Below are 17393 nucleotides of genomic sequence, written 5' to 3'. Positions count from 1 at the left end.
CTTCGATGTCCCTGCAATGAACTCCGAGACTCTTTCGGCCGAGCTGCCTGCGACGCTGACGATCGCGTCGCGCGAGAGCCGCCTCGCCATGTGGCAAGCCGAGCATGTGCGTGATGCGCTGCGCAAATTATATCCAGCTTGCGACGTGAAAATCCTCGGGATGACGACGCGCGGCGATCAAATTCTCGATCGCGCGCTCTCGAAGGTCGGCGGCAAGGGCCTCTTCGTGAAGGAACTCGAGAACGCGCTCGCCGACGGCCGCGCGGATCTCGCCGTGCATTCGCTGAAGGACGTGCCGATGGAGTTGCCCGAAGGCTTCGCGCTCGCGGCCGTGATGAGCCGCGAGGACCCGCGCGACGCGTTCGTGTCGAACGACTACGCGTCGCTTGCCGAACTGCCCGCGGGCGCCGTCGTCGGCACGTCGAGCCTGCGCCGCGAGGCGATGCTGCGCGCGCGCCATCCGCACCTCGACGTGCGGCCGCTGCGCGGCAATCTCGACACGCGGCTCGCGAAGCTCGACCGCGGCGACTACGCGGCGATCATTCTCGCCGCCGCGGGCCTGAAGCGCCTCGGCCTCGCCGCGCGCATCCGCGCATTGCTCGACGCCGAAGACAGCCTGCCCGCCGCGGGCCAGGGCGCGCTCGGCATCGAGATCGCCGCGCGCCGCGCGGACGTCGCCGCCTGGCTCGCGCCGCTGCACGACGCCGCGACCGCGCTCGCCGTCGAGGCCGAGCGCGCTGTGTCGCGCGCGCTCGGCGGCAGCTGCGAGGTGCCGCTCGCCGCGCATGCGGTGTGGCAGGGCGACGAACTGCGCCTGACGGGCAGCGTGTCGACGACGGACGGCGCCCGCGTGCTCGTCGCGCGCGCGCAGGCCCGCGCCGCGACGCCCGCCGACGCGCTCGCGCTCGGCCGCGCCGTGTCCGACGATCTCGAGCGCCAGGGCGCGCGCGCGATCGTCGACGCGCTCGTCGCGGCGAGCGCGCAAAAGGGCGGCGCGTGATGGCGGGCGCGCCGCGCGCGTTCACGGCGGTGCTCACGCGCCCCGACGGACAATCGGCGGAGCTTGCCGCGCAGCTTGCCGCGGCGGGCCTCGACGTGCTCGACTTTCCGCTCATCGACATCGCGCCGCTCGCCGACGACGCGCCGCTCGCCGACGCGTTCGCGCGGCTCGATGCATACGCGCTCGTCGTGTTCGTGTCGCCGAACGCGATCGATCACGCGCTCGCGCGGCTCGGCGCGATCTGGCCGCATCCGCTGCCGATCGGCGTGGTCGGGCCGGGCAGCGTCGCCGCGCTCGCGCGGCATGGAATCGCGGCGGGCGCGCATCGCGTGATCGCGCCGCGCGAGCCGGACGACGGCGGCGGCGAGCCGCACTACGATTCCGAAAGCCTCTTCGCCGAGATCGTCCGCGCGTTCGACGGCGAGGCGAAGCTCGCCGGCAAACGCGTGCTGATCGTGCGCGGCGACGGCGGCCGCGAATGGCTCGCCGAGCGGCTGCGCGAAGCGGGCGCCGAGGTCGAGCTCGTCGCCGCGTATCGGCGCGTGAGCCCGGAGCCTTCGATCGGCGCGTGGGAGCGCGTGCATGCGCTGCTGTCGGGCGCGCCGCACGCGTGGCTCGTGACGAGCTCGGAAGGCGTACGCAATTTGCGCGAGCTCGCGCACGAGCATTTGAACGAGACCGAGATCGACGCGCTGACGCACGCGCAGTTCGTCGCGCCGCATCCGCGGATCGTCGAGACCGCGCGCGCACTCGGTTTTGATAGGATTACGCTGTCCGGCGCAGGCGATGAGCGCATCGTCCGCGCGTTTCGTACGTTGGCCGATCAGGCCGATCAACCGGCGACTGCCGCTCCGATGCCTTCTCGCATGACAGACACCAACGATACCAAAGACGTCTCTTCCAAACCGGCCGCGGCCCCCGTTGCGCCGCCGAATCAACCGTTTACGCCGTTTGAAACGAAAGAGCGGCGCAGCGGCTCGAGCGCGGCGCTGTGGTTCGTGGTCGTCGTGATCGCGGCCGCGGCGGGCGTCGGCGGCTATGCGCTGAACCGTAAGGTCGATCGCCTCGACCAGCACGCGGTCGAGCGGCAGAAGGCGCTCGACGCGCAGACGGCCGAGATCCGCACGAAGACCGATCAGGCGCTCGCGAGCGTGCATCAGGCCGATTCGCAGCTGTCGCAGCTCGAAGGCAAGCTCGCCGATGCGCAGACCGCGCAGACCGCGCTGCAGCAGCAGTATCAGGACCTGTCGCGCAATCGCGACGCGTGGATGATCGAGGAAGTCGGCCAGATGCTGTCGAGCGCGAGCCAGCAGCTCCTGCTGACGGGCAACACGCAGCTCGCGCTGATCGCGCTGCAGAACGCCGATTCGCGGCTCGCGTCGTCGCAGAGCGCGCAGGCCGTCGTCGTGCGCAAGGCGATCGCGCAGGACATCGAACGGTTGAAGGCCGCGCCGTCGGCGGATCTCACCGGGCTCGCGATCAAGCTCGACGACGCGATCGGGAAGGTCGACGCGCTGCCGCTCGCGGGCGAAGCGATCGCGCCGCACGCGCAAACGACGCCAGACGTCGCCGCGAACGCCGAGCAGGCGGCCGCGGCGGCGGGCGAGCCGCGCTGGAAGGCGTGGTGGCGCGGCTTCTCGGCGGGCATCGGCGCGCAGCTGAAGTCGCTCGTCGAAGTGCGCCGCATCGACCACGCGGACGCGATGCTCGCGTCGCCCGAGGAAGGCTACTTCGTGCGCGAGAACGTGAAGCTGCGCCTGCTGAGCGCGCGGCTGTCGCTCCTCGCGCGCAACGACGGCGCGATGAAGTCCGATCTGCATGCCGCGCAGGCGGCCGTCGCGCGCTACTTCGACGGCGCGTCGAAGGACACCCGGATCGTTCAGGATCTGCTCAAGCAGGTCGACGCCGCGTCGCTGACGGTCGCGGTGCCGAACCTCAACACGAGCCTGAACGCGGTTCAACAGTTCAAGAGCCGGGGTTGACGACATGACGCTGCGTGGAATCATTTGGCTCGCCGTGCTGTTCGCGATCGCCGCGGCGCTCGCGACGGTCGGCCGCTTCGACACCGGCCAGGTGCTGATCGTCTACCCGCCGTATCGCGTCGACGTGTCGCTCAACTTCTTCGTGCTCGCGATCATCGTCGCCTTCATCGTGCTGTATGCGCTGATGCGGATCGTGCGCAACGTGTGGCGGATGCCGCAGCGCGTCGCCGCGTATCGCGCGCGGATGCGCAACGAGCGCGCGCAGGCCTCGTTGCGCGACGCGCTCGCGAACCTGTACGCGGGCCGCTTCTCGCGTGCGGAAAAGGCCGCGCGCGATGCGCTCGCGGTCGACGCGAACCAGGGCGCGGCGAGCCTCATCGCCGCCGCGGCGACGCACCGGATGCACGAGTATGCGCGTCGCGACGAATGGCTCGCGAAGGTGAGCGGGCAGGAATGGCAGGACGCGCGCCTGCTCGCGACGGCCGACATGCGCGCGGACGGCCGCGACGCCGAGGGCGCGCTCGCCGCGCTCGCCGAGATGCAGGCGTCGGGCGGCAAGCGCATCCATGCGCAGCAGATCGCGCTGCGCGCGCAGCAGCAACTGAAGAACTGGGGCGAGGTGCTGAAGATCGCGAAGGCGCTCGAAAAGCGCGAGGCGCTGCATCCGGCCGCCGCCGTGCGTCTGCGCCAGCAGGCGGCCGAGCATCTGCTGCGCGATCGCCGGCACGACGCCGACGCGCTCCTCGAAGTGTGGCAGTCGCTGTCGGCCGCCGAGCGGCAGTCGCCGCGCCTCGCGGATCTCGCGGCCGAATTGCTGATCGCGCTCGAGCGCCGCCAGGAAGCGCGGCGAATCGTCGAGGACGCGCTCGCGCACAACTGGAACGCGCGGCTGCTGCGCCGCTATCCGGACACGGCGGGCTCCGACGCGCTGCCGCTGATCCAGAAGGCGGAGGGTTGGCGCCGGGAACGCCCGGAAGACGCGGACCTGCTGTTCGCGCTCGGCCGGCTGTGCCAGCAGCAGCAACTGTGGGGCAAGGCGCAGTCGTTCCTCGAATCGGCGCTGAAGCTCGCCGACGACGAGCCGCTCAAGATCCGCACGCATCGCGCGCTTGCGCGCCTGTTCGAGCATCTCGGCGAGACCGACAAGGCCGCGCAGCATTATCGCGAAAGCGCGCTCTCGATCACGGTTGTTTGAGCGTTCGCGCCGGGGCGTCGCCCGGCGCGCGGGCGGGACGCAAAGAAGACGGCGGCCTTGGTGGCCGCCGTTTTCGTTTTTGCCGGCACGGGCGCGCCGCGCGTCGAATCAGATGTCGACGAGCGCCTTCGGCACCGACAGCGCGAGCAGGCCGCCCAGCAAGAGGAACCCGGCGAGCATGTACATCCCGGCGTCGTTCGACGCGGTCGCCTGCTTGAGCCAGCCGACGAGGTACGGGCTCAGGAAGCCGGCCAGATTGCCGACCGAATTGATGATCGCGATGCCCGCGGCCGCGGCCGTGCCGCCGAGAAACGCGGTCGGCAGGCTCCAGAAGAGGGGCAGCGTCGTCAGGATGCCCATCGTCGCGATCGTGAGGCCGAGCATCGCGAGCATCGTGTCGTGCGCCCAGACGACCGACAGCACGAGCCCGAGCGCGCCCGCCGCCGCGGGGATCGCGAGATGCCAGCGCCGCTCGCGGCGGCGGTCCGCGCTGTGCGCGATCGCGAGCATCGCGACGACGGCCGCCGCATACGGCACGGCGGACAGCAGGCCGATCGAGAACGTGTCGGTCACGCCCGTCGACTTGATCAGCGTCGGCAGCCAGAAGCCGACGCCGTAGAGCCCCATCACGAACGAGAAATAGATGAGGCCCATCAGCCACACGCGCGGGCTCGCGAACACGACGGCGAGCGGCAGGTCTTCTTTGCGCGCGTCCTCGAGCGCGATGTTGCGCGTGAGGAGGGCCTTTTCATCGTCGTCGAGCCATGCCGCCTTCGCGATCCGGTCGTCGAGCGCGAACAGCAGCAGGATGCCGACGAGCACCGACGGCACGCCCTCGAGCAGGAACAGCCACTGCCAGCCGTGCCAGCCGTTCGCGCCGTCGAACGTCTTCAGGATGTAGCCGGAGATCGGGCCGCCGACGACGCCCGACAGCGCGACGGCCGTCATGAAGAGCGTGGTCATCCTGCCGCGGCGGTGCGCCGGATACCAGTAGGTCAGATAGAGGATCACGCCGGGGAAGAAGCCCGCTTCCGCGACGCCGAGCAGGAAGCGCATCGTGTAGAACATCGCGGGCGTCGACACGAACATCGTCAGTGCGGAGATGATGCCCCACGTGACCATGATCCGCGCGATCCACACCCGCGCGCCGACCCGGTGCAGGATCACGTTGCTCGGGACCTCGAACAGAAAGTAGCCGACGAAGAAGATGCCCGCGCCGAGGCCGTAGACCGCGTCGGACAGATGCAGGTCGGACGCCATCTGCAGTTTCGCGAAGCCGACGTTCACGCGATCGAGATACGCGACCACGTAGCAGAGCAGCAGCAGCGGCGCGAGCCGCCACGAGACCTTGCGGTAGGTTGCCGCCTCGAAGGCGGACGGCGGAGTCGGCGTGAACGCCGGCGCGGTGCTGGCCATGATGTCTCCTCTGGCACGTTTGAATGGCGGTAGGCGGGGTGGAGCGCGGGCGGGCGGCGCGGCGCGTTCAGACGCAGCGGCCGCCGTCGACTTCGACGCACACGCCGGTGACGAACGCCGCGTCGTCGGATGCGAGATAGAGCGCCGCGTTCGCGATGTCCTGCGGCGTCGACAGGCGGCCGAGCGGGATCGTCGCGATGAAGCGCGCGCGGTTCTCCGGCGTGTCCGGCACGCCCATGAACTCGGCCGTGAGGCCGGTCTCGCCGAGCACCGGGTTCACGCAGTTCACGCGAATCCGGTCGGCTCCGAGCTCGACGGCGAGAGTCTTGCTCGCGGTGATCATCGCGCCCTTCGTGCTGTTGTACCAGACGAGGCCCGGGCGCGGCCGCACGCCAGCGGTCGACGCGATGTTGACGAACGCGCCGCCGCCGGCTTGGCGGAAGTACGGCACGAACGTCTGCACGCTCCAGAAGAGGCTCTTCATGTTGACCGCATACACGCGATCGAACTCGGCTTCGGTGACGTCGAGCACCGGCTTGTTGCGATGCGTGGTGCCCGCGTTGTTGACGACGACGTGCACGCCGCCGAACGCGTCGAGCGCGGCGTCGAGCAGCGCGCGCCAGTCGTCGCCGCGCGACACGTCGCCCGCGATGGCGAGCGCGCGGCCGCCCGCGAGCGCGATTTCGCTCGCGACGCGCTCGGCCGCCGCCGCGTTCAGATCGTTGACGACGACGCACGCGCCCTCGCGCGCGAACGTTTTCGCGATGCCTTCGCCGAAGCCCGAGCCTGCGCCCGTGACGACGGCCGTCTTGCCGCTCAACCGCATCGATTGTCTCCTGGATCTTGTCGTGAACGTTGCGAACGCGAACGCCGCCATGACGACGGCGGGCGGCGACGCGCGCTCGCGCGCTGTGCCGTGCGGCATTGCGCGCCCGCTCAGTCGTGCTTGAGCGCGATCGTCTTCAGCACGGTGAAGCCGTACAGCGCCTCGAAGCCTTTCTCGCGGCCGTAGCCCGAGCGCCCGGTGCCGCCGAACGGCAGCTCGACGCCGCCGCCCGCGCCGTAGTTGTTGACGAACACTTGCCCCGCGCGCAGCCGGCGCGCGAGCCGCATCTGGCGCGCGCCGTCGCGTGTCCACACGCCCGCGACGAGCCCGTACGGCGTGCCGTTCGCAAGCGCGAGCGCTTCGTCCTCGTCGGCGAACTTCATCGCCGCGAGCACCGGGCCGAACACTTCCTCCTGCGCGAGCCGGTGCGTGTGCGGGACATCGCGCAGCAGCGCGGGCGCCTGGTAGAAGCCCGTTTCGGGCGCGTCCGGCACGACTTCGCCGTGCGCGGCCATCACGATGCCGTCGTGCTGCGCGTCGGACAGGAAATCCCACACGCGCTGCTGCTGTTTCGCGCTGATGAGCGGCCCGCAGTCGAGATCGGCGCGGCCGGGGCCGACCTTCAGCCCGTTGAACGCGGTGGCGAGACGCTCGACGAGCGGCTCGTAGACCGCCCTGTCGATCAGCACGCGGCTGCCGGCCGAGCAGGTCTGGCCGGCGTTCTGCACGATCGCCGATACGAGCACGGGCAGCGCGGCGTCGAGATCCGCGTCGGCGAACACGATCTGCGGCGACTTGCCGCCCAACTCGAGCGTGACGCTCGCGTGGTGCTCGGCCGCCATCTGCGCGACGAGGCGGCCTGTATCCGGCGAGCCGGTGAACGAGATGTGATCGATGCCCGGATGGCGTGCGAGCGCCGCGCCCGCTTCGTGGCCGTAGCCCGTCACGACGTTGAGCGCACCCGCGGGAAGCCCGGCTTCGGCCGCGAGCGCCGCGACGCGCAGTACCGACAGGCACGCGTCCTCCGACGGCTTGACGACGCACGCGTTGCCCGCGGCGAGCGCCGCGCCGACGCTGCGCCCGAGGATCTGCATCGGGTAGTTCCACGGCACGATGTGGCCCGTCACGCCGTGCGGCTCACGCAGCGTGAGCACCGTGTAGCCGTCGCGGTAGGGGAGCGTCTCGCCGTGCAGCTTGTCCGCCGCACCCGCGTAGAACTCGAAATAGCGGGCGAGCGCGTCGGCGTCCGCGCGCGCCTGCGTGAGCGGCTTGCCGGTGTCGCGCGACTCGATGAGCGCGAGCTCCTCGCGGCACGCGGCGACGAGCATCGACAGCCGGTGGAGCATGCGTCCGCGCTCGGCCGCGCTCGCCGCGCCCCACGGGCCGCCGAACGCGGCGCGGGCCGCGTGGACGGCCGCGTCGACGTCGGGCGCCGTGCCGCGCGCGAGCCGCGCGAACGGCTCGCCGTCGGACGGATCGATCACGGCGATCGTCTCGCCGCCCGCGGGCGCCGCCCATGCGCCCGCGATGAAATGCTTCGCCTCTTCCATGCTCGCTCCCGGCTGCTCGGGCCGTGTCTGATCGTTGGCCGATTATCGGCCGAACGCGACGCAAGCGCCATCGGGCGATTGGCTATAATGCGCTTTCCATCGGAGGCGCCCGCGAGGCCGCCATCCGTCCCGATTCCCATCCGAACTTCAGAGAACGCTCATGAGCTTCAGCAACGTCCCGGCCGGCAAGGATCTGCCGCAAGACTTCAACGTGATCATCGAGATCCCGGCGCAAAGCGAGCCGGTCAAGTACGAAGCCGACAAGGAACTCGGCCTCCTCGTCGTCGACCGCTTCATCGGCACCGGCATGCGCTATCCGGTGAACTACGGCTTCATTCCGCAGACGCTGTCGGGCGACGGCGATCCCGTCGACGTGCTCGTCATCACGCCGTTTCCGCTGCTCGCGGGCTCGGTCGTCCGCGCGCGCGCGCTCGGCATGCTGAAGATGACCGACGAATCGGGCGTCGACGCGAAGCTCGTCGCGGTGCCACACGACAAGGTCTGCCCGATGACGGCGAACCTGAAGTCGATCGACGACGTGCCCGCGTACCTGAAGGATCAGATCAAGCACTTCTTCGAGCAGTACAAGGCGCTCGAGAAGGGCAAGTGGGTGAAGGTCGAGGGCTGGGACGGCATCGACGCGGCGCACAAGGAAATCACCGAAGGCGTCGCGAACTTCAAGAAGTAAGCGGCGCGACGGCGCTCGCCGCGGCGCCGTCCGGTTGCGCGAAACCGCGCGTGTCTCGTCAAGAGGCCGCGCGGTTTTGTTTGGTGCGCGTCCGCTGCGGGGCCGCCGCGCGGGCGGAACGCGCGCGCGCGGGTTCCGCTCTCCTTCCCGAAGTCGTCGGGGCCCCGGAAGACCCGGTCGCCGTCTGTTTCGATATTTTCGCCGCGTTTGGGGCCTTCTTCGGCTTCTTCGGCTTCGCGGCGCGATCCGCGGTAGCCGTGCCGCCCGTCGTCATCGCCGCGCCGATTGCGGTTGCGGCTTCGGCCGTCGCCGTTTCGGCGATGCCGGCTGCCGGCGCGGGTGTCGCGCAATCGCCGTCCGCGCGGCGTGTCGCGCCGGCGTCAGGGGCCGGCAGCACCGACGCGAGCGAGAGCGAGCCTCCCGCTAGCGCGCGCTTTTGCGTCGGCGTCAGCCGTTTGACCCAATATTCGGCGCGCGACGCGCTCGAGCGATCGGCGAGCTCGAACGACGCGAGCACGGCCCTCGGCTTGCGCGCGCGCGTGTAGCGCGCGCCCTTGCCTTGCGCGTGCTGCGAGAAACGTGCGGCGACGTCGGTCGTGATGCCGGTGTAGACGCTGCCGTCAGCGCATTCGATCAGATACAGATACCAGGACATGAAGGGCGGCGTGATGCGAAGCCGCCAGTGTCGCAGAAATTGCGCGGCGCGAGCGCGCGATTCGCCCGTCGGTTCATTCGGCGGCCGCCCCCGGTCGCGCGGCTAGCGGTGCGCGACCGCGTGGCCGGGCCGTGTGCGCGTCGCGGGCGCTTCCTGGATGCGCCGGAAGATCGCCGCGGACACGAGCGTCACCACGCCGACGCAAACGAAGCTCAGCTTGAAGCCGAGCAGCGACGAGCCGGTCTGCTCGCCAAACAGGCTCGTGAGCCCGCTGCCCACCGACGCGCCGAGCCCCATCGACAGCATCTGCACCATCGAATACAGGCTGTTGCCGCTCGCCGCGTCGCGGTGCGGCAGGCCTTTCAGCGTCACGCTGTTCATTGCCGCGATCTGAATCGAGTTGATCGCGCCGAAGATCGCAATCAGCGCCATTTCGGCGACGAGCGGCGTGTCGGGGCCGATCGCCGCGAACAGCGCGATCACGGCGCCGACGATCAGCGTGTTGACGAACAGAAACGTGCGATAGCCGTAGCGGCGAACGAGCGGCGCGATCCACGGCTTCGCGATCACGCCCGCGATGGCGGCCGGCACGAGCATGAGCCCCGAGCGCAACGGAGAATAGCCGAATTCGAGCTGCATCATCAGCGGCAGCAGGAAGGGCGTCGCGCCGATGCCGATCCGCGAGACCAGGTTGCCGGCGAGGCCGACAGCGAAGTTCGGTTCGCGAAAGAGTTCGAGCCGGAAGAGCGGATTCGCGCGCCGGCGCGCATGGGCGACGTACATGATCGCCGCGGCCGCGGCGATCGCGGTCACGCCGAGGGTCCAGTCCGTGTAGCCGCCGTCGGACAACGCGTCGATCGCGAGCGAGCCGGCGATCATCGCGCTCGACAGCAGCGTGTAGCCCGTGTAGTCGAACGGCGGAGGATCGATCGGCTCGTCGCGCGGCATGTAGCGGTGGACGGCGACGAGGCCGACCGCGCAGATCGGCAGGTTGACGAGGAACACCCAGTACCACGACATCGACTGCGTGAGCCAGCCGCCGAGCGTTGGGCCGAGGATCGGCCCGATCTGGCCGAAGATCGACACGAACGCGAGCGCGGCCACGTATTCGTCGCCGGGCACACCGCGCAGTACCGCGAGCCGGCCGATCGGCAGCAGCATCGAGCCGCCGATGCCTTGCAGCACGCGGGCGACGACGAGCTGCGTCGCGCTCGTCGCGGCCGCGCAGCAGAGCGAGCCGAGCGCGAACACGACAATCGCGACGAAGAACACGCGACGCGTGCCAAAGCGATCCGCGAGCCAGCCGGACGCGGGCGTGAGGGTGGCCATCGTCAGTGTGTAGGCGGTGACGACGCCGTGCATCGAGAGCGCGTCCTGGCCGAGCGCGTGGGCGATCGACGGCAGCGCCGTGTTGACGATGGTCGTGTCGACGGACTGCATGAAGAACGCGGTGGCGACGATCCATAGCAGCGTCGTTCGGGAAGAGGTGTTGGGCATGAGCGCGGACCGATGAGTTGGGTGCGTCGCGCCTGGCGCGCGCGACGCAAGCCCCGCCGCCTCGGGCGGCGCGCAGCGCTTGCCCGAGATCGTCGGGGGCGTTGGTTAGTGGGCGCGCGTGTCGAGGCGCGTGGCGGGCGGCAGGCCGGCGGCCGGAGCGGCGCCCGCCGCGCGGGCCGCTCGGCGAGCGCCGGGGGGCGGGAAGCCCGATGGCTTGCGCCGCCGCGCTGGTTTCGCAGACGCCATTTCAAACGGCGTTTCGGGACTGATATAGGGCGATAAGAATGGCCGGCGCGTGCCGTTTAGAATCGGCAGATGGAATGACATCATTTAATACTCCTAATTGATAATCCGCATGAAGATTCTCAACCAAAAGATCAAAATGTCTCCCCATCCTCTCCGACCGCGTCAGGCGGTGCGCCGAAGGGTGAAGCTAGCGGGTGGCCTTGGAATATGAGTGTTTTTATCGATTTTCAGAATATCGAATCCGAAAATCAGAAACAGGGACGAAAGCGAATGAAATCCGCCTCTCTCTATTTCGGTGCGCATTAAGCGCACCGAAAGTCTAGGGGTTTTTGTGTGAATAGTGCAACCGAATAATCTTTCAATTTCCGATTTGGAACGAATGATAATCAAATATCTCGCATAACCTGTTGAGGGAAATGAATGGCGATGCCGTTTGGGAGGCCGGCGCGCCGCGCTCGCGCGACTGCCGGCCGCGGGACGAGGCGCACGCCGCGGGCATCGCGTCGTGGTCAGCGTTCGCCGTCCCTGAACGGATTGTGCTCGCGCAACTCGTCGACGTAGGCGTGAATCTGGTTCGCCTCCTGCGAGAGGAAGCGGCCCACCGCGTCGGCGAACGCCGGATGCGCGAGCCAGTGCGCGGAGCGCGTGACGGTCGGCATGAAGCCGCGCGCGAGCTTGTGCTCGCCTTGCGCGCCGCCTTCGAACGTGTCGAGCCGCTCGTCGATGCAGAATTCGAGCAACTGGTAGTACGCGGTTTCGAAATGCAGGCACGGCACGTGTTCGAGCGCGCCCCAGTAGCGGCCGTACAGCGTGCCGCCGCCCGACGCGTCGCGCTGGTACACGGCGAGCGCGCTCGCGATCGGCCGGCCGTCGCGCTCGGCGATCACGAGCAGCAGGTTCTCCGGCATCGTCGCGCCGATCTCGCGGAAGAAATCGAGAGTCAGATACGGGCTCGAGAAGTGCTCGCGGTACGTCTGGCGGTAGCAGCGCGCGAAGAAACGCCAATCCGCGTCGGTCGCGTCCTCGCCGCGCACGCGCCGGAACGTGACGCCCGCTTGCGCGACCTTGCGGCGTTCCGCGCGGATGTTCTTGCGCTTCTTCTGCTCGAGCGTGCCGAGGAACGCGTCGAAATCGCGGTAGCCGTCGTTGAGCCAGTGGAACTGCACGCCTTCGCGCAGCATCATCCCCATGTCGGCGAGCGTGCGCGCCTCGTCTTCGGTCGGAAACAGCACGTGCAGCGAAGACACCTCGCTCTGCTCGGCGAGCGCGACGAGCGTCGCGGCGAGCCGGCGGCGCGCGTCGTCGTCGACGGCGAGGAGCCGGCTGCCCTGCACGGGCGTGAACGGCACCGCGCACAGCAGCTTCGGGTAATACGGCAGCTCGTTGCGCTGGTATGCGTCGGCCCACGCCCAGTCGAACACGTATTCGCCATACGAATGGCGCTTCGCATAGACGGGCGCGGCCGCGACGAGCGCGCCCGTCGCGGCGTCCGCGAGCGTGACGAAGCGCGGCGTCCAGCCGGTGTCGTCGACCGCGCAGCCCGCGCGGTGCAGCGCGCTCAGGAAGGCGTGTTTCAGAAAGGGCGTCGGGCGCGGCGCGCGCGCGACGAGCGCGTCCCACTCCGCGGCGCTTGCGTCGAGCGGAGACGACAGGATGCCCATGCGATAATCGCAGCGTTCGTGTTTCAACGATCCGAATCCGTTTCTTTAGTGGCCGGTTGTACCTGTCAGTACCCGTTCGTACCCGTTTGCACCGTCGGCCAGGCGCGCTGTCGCGCCGGCCGGCCGTGCGTTTGATCAAAGCTGTTCGCGCCGCGGCCCGAGGAGGCCGCGCTGATCCCGTGATGAAGACGACCCGTATCGCACTTGCCCAACTCAACGTCACCGTCGGCGATTTCGCCGGCAACGTCGCCAAGATCGTCGCCGCCGCACGCGCCGCGCACGACGCCGGCGCGCAGCTTCTGATCGCGCCGGAACTCGCGCTGTCGGGCTATCCGCCCGAGGATCTGCTGCTGCGTCCCGCGTTCTACGCGGCGTCCGACGCGGCGCTCGCCGCGCTCGCCGCGCAACTCGCGCCGCTCACGGGGCTCGCGGTGCTCGTCGGCCATCCGCTGCGCGGGACCGGCGCGGGCGCGCCAAGCGCCGATGGTAATGCAAACCGCGCGATCGAGCGCGGCGTCGCGCCCGTCGACACGTACAACGCGGCGTCGCTCATCGTCGGCGGCGAGGTCGTCGGCACGTACCGGAAGCAGGATCTGCCGAACACCGAGGTGTTCGACGAGAAGCGCTACTTCGCGACCGACGCCGCGCCGTACGTGTTCGAGCTGAACGGTGTGAAGTTCGGCGTCGTGATCTGCGAGGACGTGTGGCACGCGTCGGCCGCGCAGCTCGCGAAGGCCGCGGGCGCGCAGGTGCTGATCGTGCCGAACGGCTCGCCGTATCACATGAACAAGGAGGCGGTGCGCATCGACATCCTGCGCGCGCGGATTCGCGAGACGGGCCTGCCGATGGTCTACGTGAACCTCGTCGGCGGCCAGGACGAGCTCGTGTTCGACGGCGGCTCGTTCGTGCTCGACGGCGCGGGCGAGCTCGTCGCGAAGATGCCGCAGTTCGAGGAAGGCCACGCGATCGTCGAATTCGACGGCGCCCGGCCGCTGCCCGCGCGCATCGCGCCGGCGCTCTCGGTCGAGGCGCAGGTGTATCGCGCGCTCGTGCTCGGCGTGCGCGACTACATCGGCAAGAACGGTTTTCCGGGCGCGATCATCGGGCTGTCGGGCGGCGTCGATTCGGCGCTCGTGCTCGCGGTCGCGGTCGACGCGCTCGGCGCCGGGCGCGTGCGCGCGGTGATGATGCCGTCGCGCTACACGGCCGACATCTCGACGACCGACGCGGCGGACATGGCCAGGCGCGTCGGCGTGCGCTACGACGAGATCGCCATCGCGCCGATGTTCGACGCGTTCCGCGCGTCGCTCGCCGCCGAATTCGCGGGCCGCGCGGAAGATGCGACCGAGGAGAACATCCAGGCGCGCATTCGCGGCACGCTGCTGATGGCGCTGTCGAACAAGTTCGGCTCGATCGTGCTGACGACGGGCAACAAGAGCGAGATGGCAGTCGGCTACTGCACGCTGTACGGCGACATGGCGGGCGGCTTCGCGGTGATCAAGGACATCGCGAAGACGCTCGTCTACCGGCTCTGCCACTACCGCAACGCGGCGGCCGAGTACGGCAAGCCCGACATCATTCCCGAGCGGATCTTGACGCGCGCGCCGTCCGCGGAGCTGCGCGAGAATCAGACCGACCAGGACAGCCTGCCGCCGTACGACGTGCTCGACGCGATCATGCGGATGTACATGGAAGAGGACCGGCCGCTCGCGGACATCGTCGCGGCAGGCTATTCGGAGGCGGACGTGAAGCGCGTCACGCGGCTCATCAAGATCAACGAGTACAAGCGCCGCCAGGCGCCTGTCGGCATTCGCGTCACGCATCGCGCGTTCGGGCGCGACTGGCGCTATCCGATCACGTCGCGCTTCACCGAGAGCATCGACTGACGCGGCGCGCGGCGTAGAATCGGCGGACGACTTTCATTCATTCGACGCAAGGGGCACATCATGAAACGCATCACCGCCATCATCAAGCCGTTCAAGCTGGACGAAGTGCGCGAGGCGCTCGCCGAAGTCGGCCTGACCGGGCTCACCGTGACGGAAGTGAAGGGCTTCGGCCGTCAGAAGGGGCACACGGAGCTCTATCGCGGCGCCGAGTACGTGGTCGACTTCCTGCCGAAGATGAAGATCGAAGTGGTCGTCGCGAACAATCTCGTCGATCAGGTGATCGACGCGGTGATCGGCGCGGCGCGCACCGGCAAGATCGGCGACGGCAAGATCTTCGTGTCGGACGTCGAGCGCGTGATCCGGATTCGCACGGGCGAGGAGAACGAAGCGGCCGTTTGACGCCCCGGATGCGCGCGGCCGCCGGTGCGGCGGGGCCGGGCGGCTTCGGCCGCGCGAGGTCGCCGCCGAGGAGTTCGCCCGCGCATCCCCGTATCGCCCGCAGCGCCCATAACGCTTGCAACGCGCGCACGGTGTTCGACGCCGCGCCGCGCGGATATCGGCCGGCGCGCCGATCGCGCAACATACGCCGCGCAGCGCGCCATGCGCTTTCATGCGTATCCGCGCACGCGACACAAATAAAAAAAACGGTGCGACACCCCAAGGTATCGCACCGGTACGCGCCTCTCGCAGCAGCGTGAAAAGACTATCGGTTCGAATGATCCAGCGCGTGTGCTTAGAACAGGTGCTGGATGCCGGCGTACACGCCCGTCTGGTTGCCGCCGAACTTCGGGTTGCCCGTGGAGATGTCGGTGCCGGCCGGGTTCGCGTTCAGGCCGAAGTTCGCGGTCTTGCTGTTGCGCACCGTCGCGACCTGCACGTCGAGCAGCGTGCGCTTGGACAGGTTGTACGAGCCGCCGACCGTGTAGATGTTCGCGTTGCCGCCGCCGTGGTTCGCGTTCACGTGATAGACGGCCGCGATCAGCGCGGCGGCGGGCGTTGCCTGCCACGTCACGCCGCCCCAGACTTGCTGCGTCGTCGTGATGCCGTTGTTCACGGCCGGGCCGCCGTCCGCGTGCGATGCCTGGTACGCCGCCTGCAGCTTGAACTGGCCGAGGAACACGTTCACGCCGGCGAAGTATTCGCGCGAGTAGTTGAACACGTCGTCGAGCTTGCCGTTGGCCGGATCGCGCGCTTCGTCATAGAGGCCGCGGATCTGGAAGAGCGACGTCGTGTAGGTCAGTTGCAGGCCCGCGCTGCGGCCCTGGCTCGTCGAGCCGTTGCCGTTCCAGTTCGTCGCGTTCGACAACGCGTATTGGCCGTAGACGTCGAAGCCGTAGAGCTTCGGCGATTGATACGAAATGTTGTTGCTGGTCTTGTTCCAGTTGCGGCCGCGCACGAGCGACGCCGTCGACCACGACGACTGCCCGAACGGGTCGAAGTCCCACACGCCGTTCGCGATCGCGAGCTCGCGGCCGAGCAGCAGGGTACCGTATGCGTCGTTGGAGATGCCGATCGTCGCCCAGCGATTCCAGAGGCTGCCGCCGCCCGGGCCGTTGCCGTTCATCGTGTCGAAGCTGCCTTCGAGCTGGAACACGATCTTGTTGCCGCCGCCGATGTCCTCGGAGCCCTTCAAGCCCCACAGGCTCGTGCCCCAGTCGCCGCTTTCCGCGCGCCAGCGGCTCGTGCTGCCGCCGTTCGCGCTCGGCAGGCCGTTCATGTATTCGATGCCGGCGTCCAGACGGCCGTACAGCGTCACGCTGCTTTGAGCGTGAGCCGCCACTCCGGCAGTCGCCAGTACTGCCGCGAGCATAACTTTCTTCATCATCTCCTCCATACCCTGTCAAAAAGTCAACCCAGAACTGCGCAACCTGTCCGGCTTTGCGTGCCGGACAAAATGGGGTAACCAGAGAGACCGCGTGCAGGCCGGATGGGCGACGCACTTGAGCGAAGCGAACGGGAGTGCCGTTTTGCGGGCCCGTGCGGCCGATTGGCCTTGCCGGGGTCTCCTGTCGTCATGAAGTCAAACTACATTTCATGACTTTCGTTTTGCTACTTTGGTTACTAATTTAGCAAAAATACACTTTTGTGGCGACGAAAATCGTTGTTTGACTAGCACGTGTCGCCAAATCGCCATATATGTGTGCGCGGCACCGCCGGACGACTTTCGTCAACGCGGCCGAATCCCTTGCCCGTCAAGGCACGCACGGAATCCGGGGGCATGGGTCAAGGATTGCCACTATTGACGCTGGAAATTCGTGCGGTTAGAAGCGCCGGCGCCGATTGCGTCAGGAATCCGTAATGAAAACGCGGCTGGCGGACCGGGCGCGCGGCCGCCGTTTCGCCGTTTCGCCGTTTGCGACGCGGCGCACGGCGGAGCCGGCGTCAGCGTGCGCGAGCGGTCGATGCGCCCGCGATCCGTTTCTACGAGGGAATCGGCGCGAGCGCGCAGAGCGAGTGGGTGCGTTACCGGCTCGCGGGCGACGCGCTGCGCGCGTTCGCGAGCGAAGCGCCCGCGGATGCCGCGAAAGAGTTCGAGCCGGATGCGGCGTGACGAGACGGTGGCGCGGGCGGGGCGTGCGCCGCACGGCGCGCCCGCTCGGCGGCTTACTTGAGGCTGCCGGACAGGAACTGCCTCAGGCGCTCGCTCTTCGTGTTGCCGAACACGTCGGCGGGCGCGCCTTCTTCCTCGACCCGCCCCTGGTGCAGGAACATCACGTGGTTCGACACGTTGCGCGCGAAGCCCATCTCGTGCGTGACGACGATCATCGTGCGCCCTTCCTCCGCGAGCTTC

The 17393-nt window shown here is 68.7% G+C and carries 13 protein-coding genes and 1 pseudogene; 6 read left to right on the top strand and 8 right to left on the bottom strand.

Annotated features, from left to right (window positions below; genetic code table 11):
* Positions 1–16 precede the first annotated feature (16 nt).
* The 3 genes from hemC to X946_RS21535 are packed head-to-tail and all read left to right on the top strand — an operon-like array spanning position 17 to position 4177.
* Complete coding sequence (hemC, locus tag X946_RS21545) at positions 17–1000, top strand: hydroxymethylbilane synthase (RefSeq protein WP_038751752.1); 984 nt, start codon at positions 17–19, stop codon at positions 998–1000.
* Positions 1000–2982 (top strand): fused uroporphyrinogen-III synthase HemD/membrane protein HemX, encoded by a 1983-nt coding sequence (gene hemDX / locus X946_RS21540; protein WP_038751749.1) that lies wholly within the window; start codon positions 1000–1002, stop codon positions 2980–2982. The genes hemC and hemDX overlap by 1 nt, the downstream gene beginning before the upstream one ends.
* 4 nt (positions 2983–2986) lie before the next feature.
* Entirely contained in the window at positions 2987–4177 is a 1191-nt protein-coding gene (locus tag X946_RS21535; RefSeq protein WP_038751746.1) for a heme biosynthesis protein HemY, read from the top strand.
* A gap of 108 nt (positions 4178–4285) precedes the next feature.
* Here the strand turns inward: X946_RS21535 and X946_RS21530 are convergent, their stop codons facing one another.
* From X946_RS21530 to X946_RS21520, 3 genes are all read right to left on the bottom strand, one after another.
* A complete protein-coding gene (locus tag X946_RS21530; RefSeq protein WP_038751743.1) occupies positions 4286–5593 on the bottom strand; it encodes an MFS transporter in 1308 nt (435 codons plus the stop codon).
* A 67-nt stretch (positions 5594–5660) separates the two neighbouring features.
* Complete coding sequence (locus X946_RS21525; RefSeq protein ID WP_038751805.1) at positions 5661–6419, bottom strand: SDR family oxidoreductase; 759 nt, start codon at positions 6417–6419, stop codon at positions 5661–5663.
* A 110-nt stretch (positions 6420–6529) separates the two neighbouring features.
* Positions 6530–7969: an aldehyde dehydrogenase family protein gene (locus X946_RS21520; RefSeq protein WP_038751741.1), complete on the bottom strand. Its 1440-nt coding sequence runs from the start codon at positions 7967–7969 to the stop codon at positions 6530–6532.
* Between the two features lie 160 nt (positions 7970–8129).
* Between X946_RS21520 and ppa the strand changes: the two genes are divergently transcribed.
* The gene (gene ppa, locus X946_RS21515; RefSeq protein ID WP_038751738.1) at positions 8130–8657 is read left to right on the top strand and encodes an inorganic diphosphatase; all 528 of its coding nucleotides are present in this window, start codon (positions 8130–8132) and stop codon (positions 8655–8657) included.
* A 58-nt stretch (positions 8658–8715) separates the two neighbouring features.
* Here ppa and X946_RS21510 read toward each other — a convergent pair whose 3' ends face one another.
* The 3 genes from X946_RS21510 to X946_RS21500 form a co-directional block, all read right to left on the bottom strand.
* Entirely contained in the window at positions 8716–9312 is a 597-nt protein-coding gene (locus X946_RS21510) for a GIY-YIG nuclease family protein (RefSeq protein ID WP_038751735.1), read from the bottom strand.
* 102 nt (positions 9313–9414) lie between these two features.
* Positions 9415–10809, bottom strand: coding sequence for a DHA2 family efflux MFS transporter permease subunit (locus X946_RS21505; protein ID WP_038751733.1), 1395 nt, complete (start codon positions 10807–10809; stop codon positions 9415–9417).
* Positions 10810–11564: 755 nt separating this feature from the next.
* Complete coding sequence (locus X946_RS21500; protein WP_038751730.1) at positions 11565–12743, bottom strand: GNAT family N-acetyltransferase; 1179 nt, start codon at positions 12741–12743, stop codon at positions 11565–11567.
* Positions 12744–12898: 155 nt separating this feature from the next.
* On the opposite strand from X946_RS21500, the gene X946_RS21495 reads away from it, so the two are divergent.
* The gene (locus X946_RS21495; protein ID WP_038751727.1) at positions 12899–14602 is read left to right on the top strand and encodes an NAD+ synthase; all 1704 of its coding nucleotides are present in this window, start codon (positions 12899–12901) and stop codon (positions 14600–14602) included.
* 60 nt (positions 14603–14662) lie between these two features.
* Complete coding sequence (locus tag X946_RS21490; RefSeq protein WP_004193987.1) at positions 14663–15001, top strand: P-II family nitrogen regulator; 339 nt, start codon at positions 14663–14665, stop codon at positions 14999–15001.
* Positions 15002–15335: 334 nt separating this feature from the next.
* On the opposite strand, the gene X946_RS21485 is transcribed toward X946_RS21490, so the two are convergent.
* Both X946_RS21485 and X946_RS21475 read right to left on the bottom strand, forming a co-directional pair.
* Positions 15336–16424: a porin gene (locus tag X946_RS21485; protein ID WP_038751802.1), complete on the bottom strand. Its 1089-nt coding sequence runs from the start codon at positions 16422–16424 to the stop codon at positions 15336–15338.
* 782 nt (positions 16425–17206) lie between these two features.
* A pseudogene (locus tag X946_RS21475) lies at positions 17207–17393 on the bottom strand (histidine/lysine/arginine/ornithine ABC transporter ATP-binding protein); the annotation flags it as partial.

This window comes from Burkholderia sp. ABCPW 111 (assembly GCF_000773065.1).
In the GTDB taxonomy this organism is placed as follows: Bacteria; Pseudomonadota; Gammaproteobacteria; order Burkholderiales; family Burkholderiaceae; genus Burkholderia; species Burkholderia savannae.
Note: the sequence above shows the minus strand (reverse complement) of the source record. Positions and strands in the feature narration are given on the sequence as shown.

Excerpts from the sequence above, each read along its gene's own strand:
- hemC (WP_038751752.1), top strand. The coding sequence starts at position 17 with ATGAACTCCGAGACTCTTTCGGCCGAGCTGCCTGCGACGCTGACGATC.
- hemDX (WP_038751749.1), top strand. The coding sequence starts at position 1,000 with ATGGCGGGCGCGCCGCGCGCGTTCACGGCGGTGCTCACGCGCCCCGAC.
- X946_RS21535 (WP_038751746.1), top strand. The coding sequence starts at position 2,987 with ATGACGCTGCGTGGAATCATTTGGCTCGCCGTGCTGTTCGCGATCGCC.
- X946_RS21530 (WP_038751743.1), bottom strand. The coding sequence starts at position 5,593 with ATGGCCAGCACCGCGCCGGCGTTCACGCCGACTCCGCCGTCCGCCTTC.
- X946_RS21525 (WP_038751805.1), bottom strand. The coding sequence starts at position 6,419 with ATGCGGTTGAGCGGCAAGACGGCCGTCGTCACGGGCGCAGGCTCGGGC.
- X946_RS21520 (WP_038751741.1), bottom strand. The coding sequence starts at position 7,969 with ATGGAAGAGGCGAAGCATTTCATCGCGGGCGCATGGGCGGCGCCCGCG.
- ppa (WP_038751738.1), top strand. The coding sequence starts at position 8,130 with ATGAGCTTCAGCAACGTCCCGGCCGGCAAGGATCTGCCGCAAGACTTC.
- X946_RS21510 (WP_038751735.1), bottom strand. The coding sequence starts at position 9,312 with ATGTCCTGGTATCTGTATCTGATCGAATGCGCTGACGGCAGCGTCTAC.
- X946_RS21505 (WP_038751733.1), bottom strand. The coding sequence starts at position 10,809 with ATGCCCAACACCTCTTCCCGAACGACGCTGCTATGGATCGTCGCCACC.
- X946_RS21495 (WP_038751727.1), top strand. The coding sequence starts at position 12,899 with ATGAAGACGACCCGTATCGCACTTGCCCAACTCAACGTCACCGTCGGC.
- X946_RS21490 (WP_004193987.1), top strand. The coding sequence starts at position 14,663 with ATGAAACGCATCACCGCCATCATCAAGCCGTTCAAGCTGGACGAAGTG.
- X946_RS21485 (WP_038751802.1), bottom strand. The coding sequence starts at position 16,424 with ATGAAGAAAGTTATGCTCGCGGCAGTACTGGCGACTGCCGGAGTGGCG.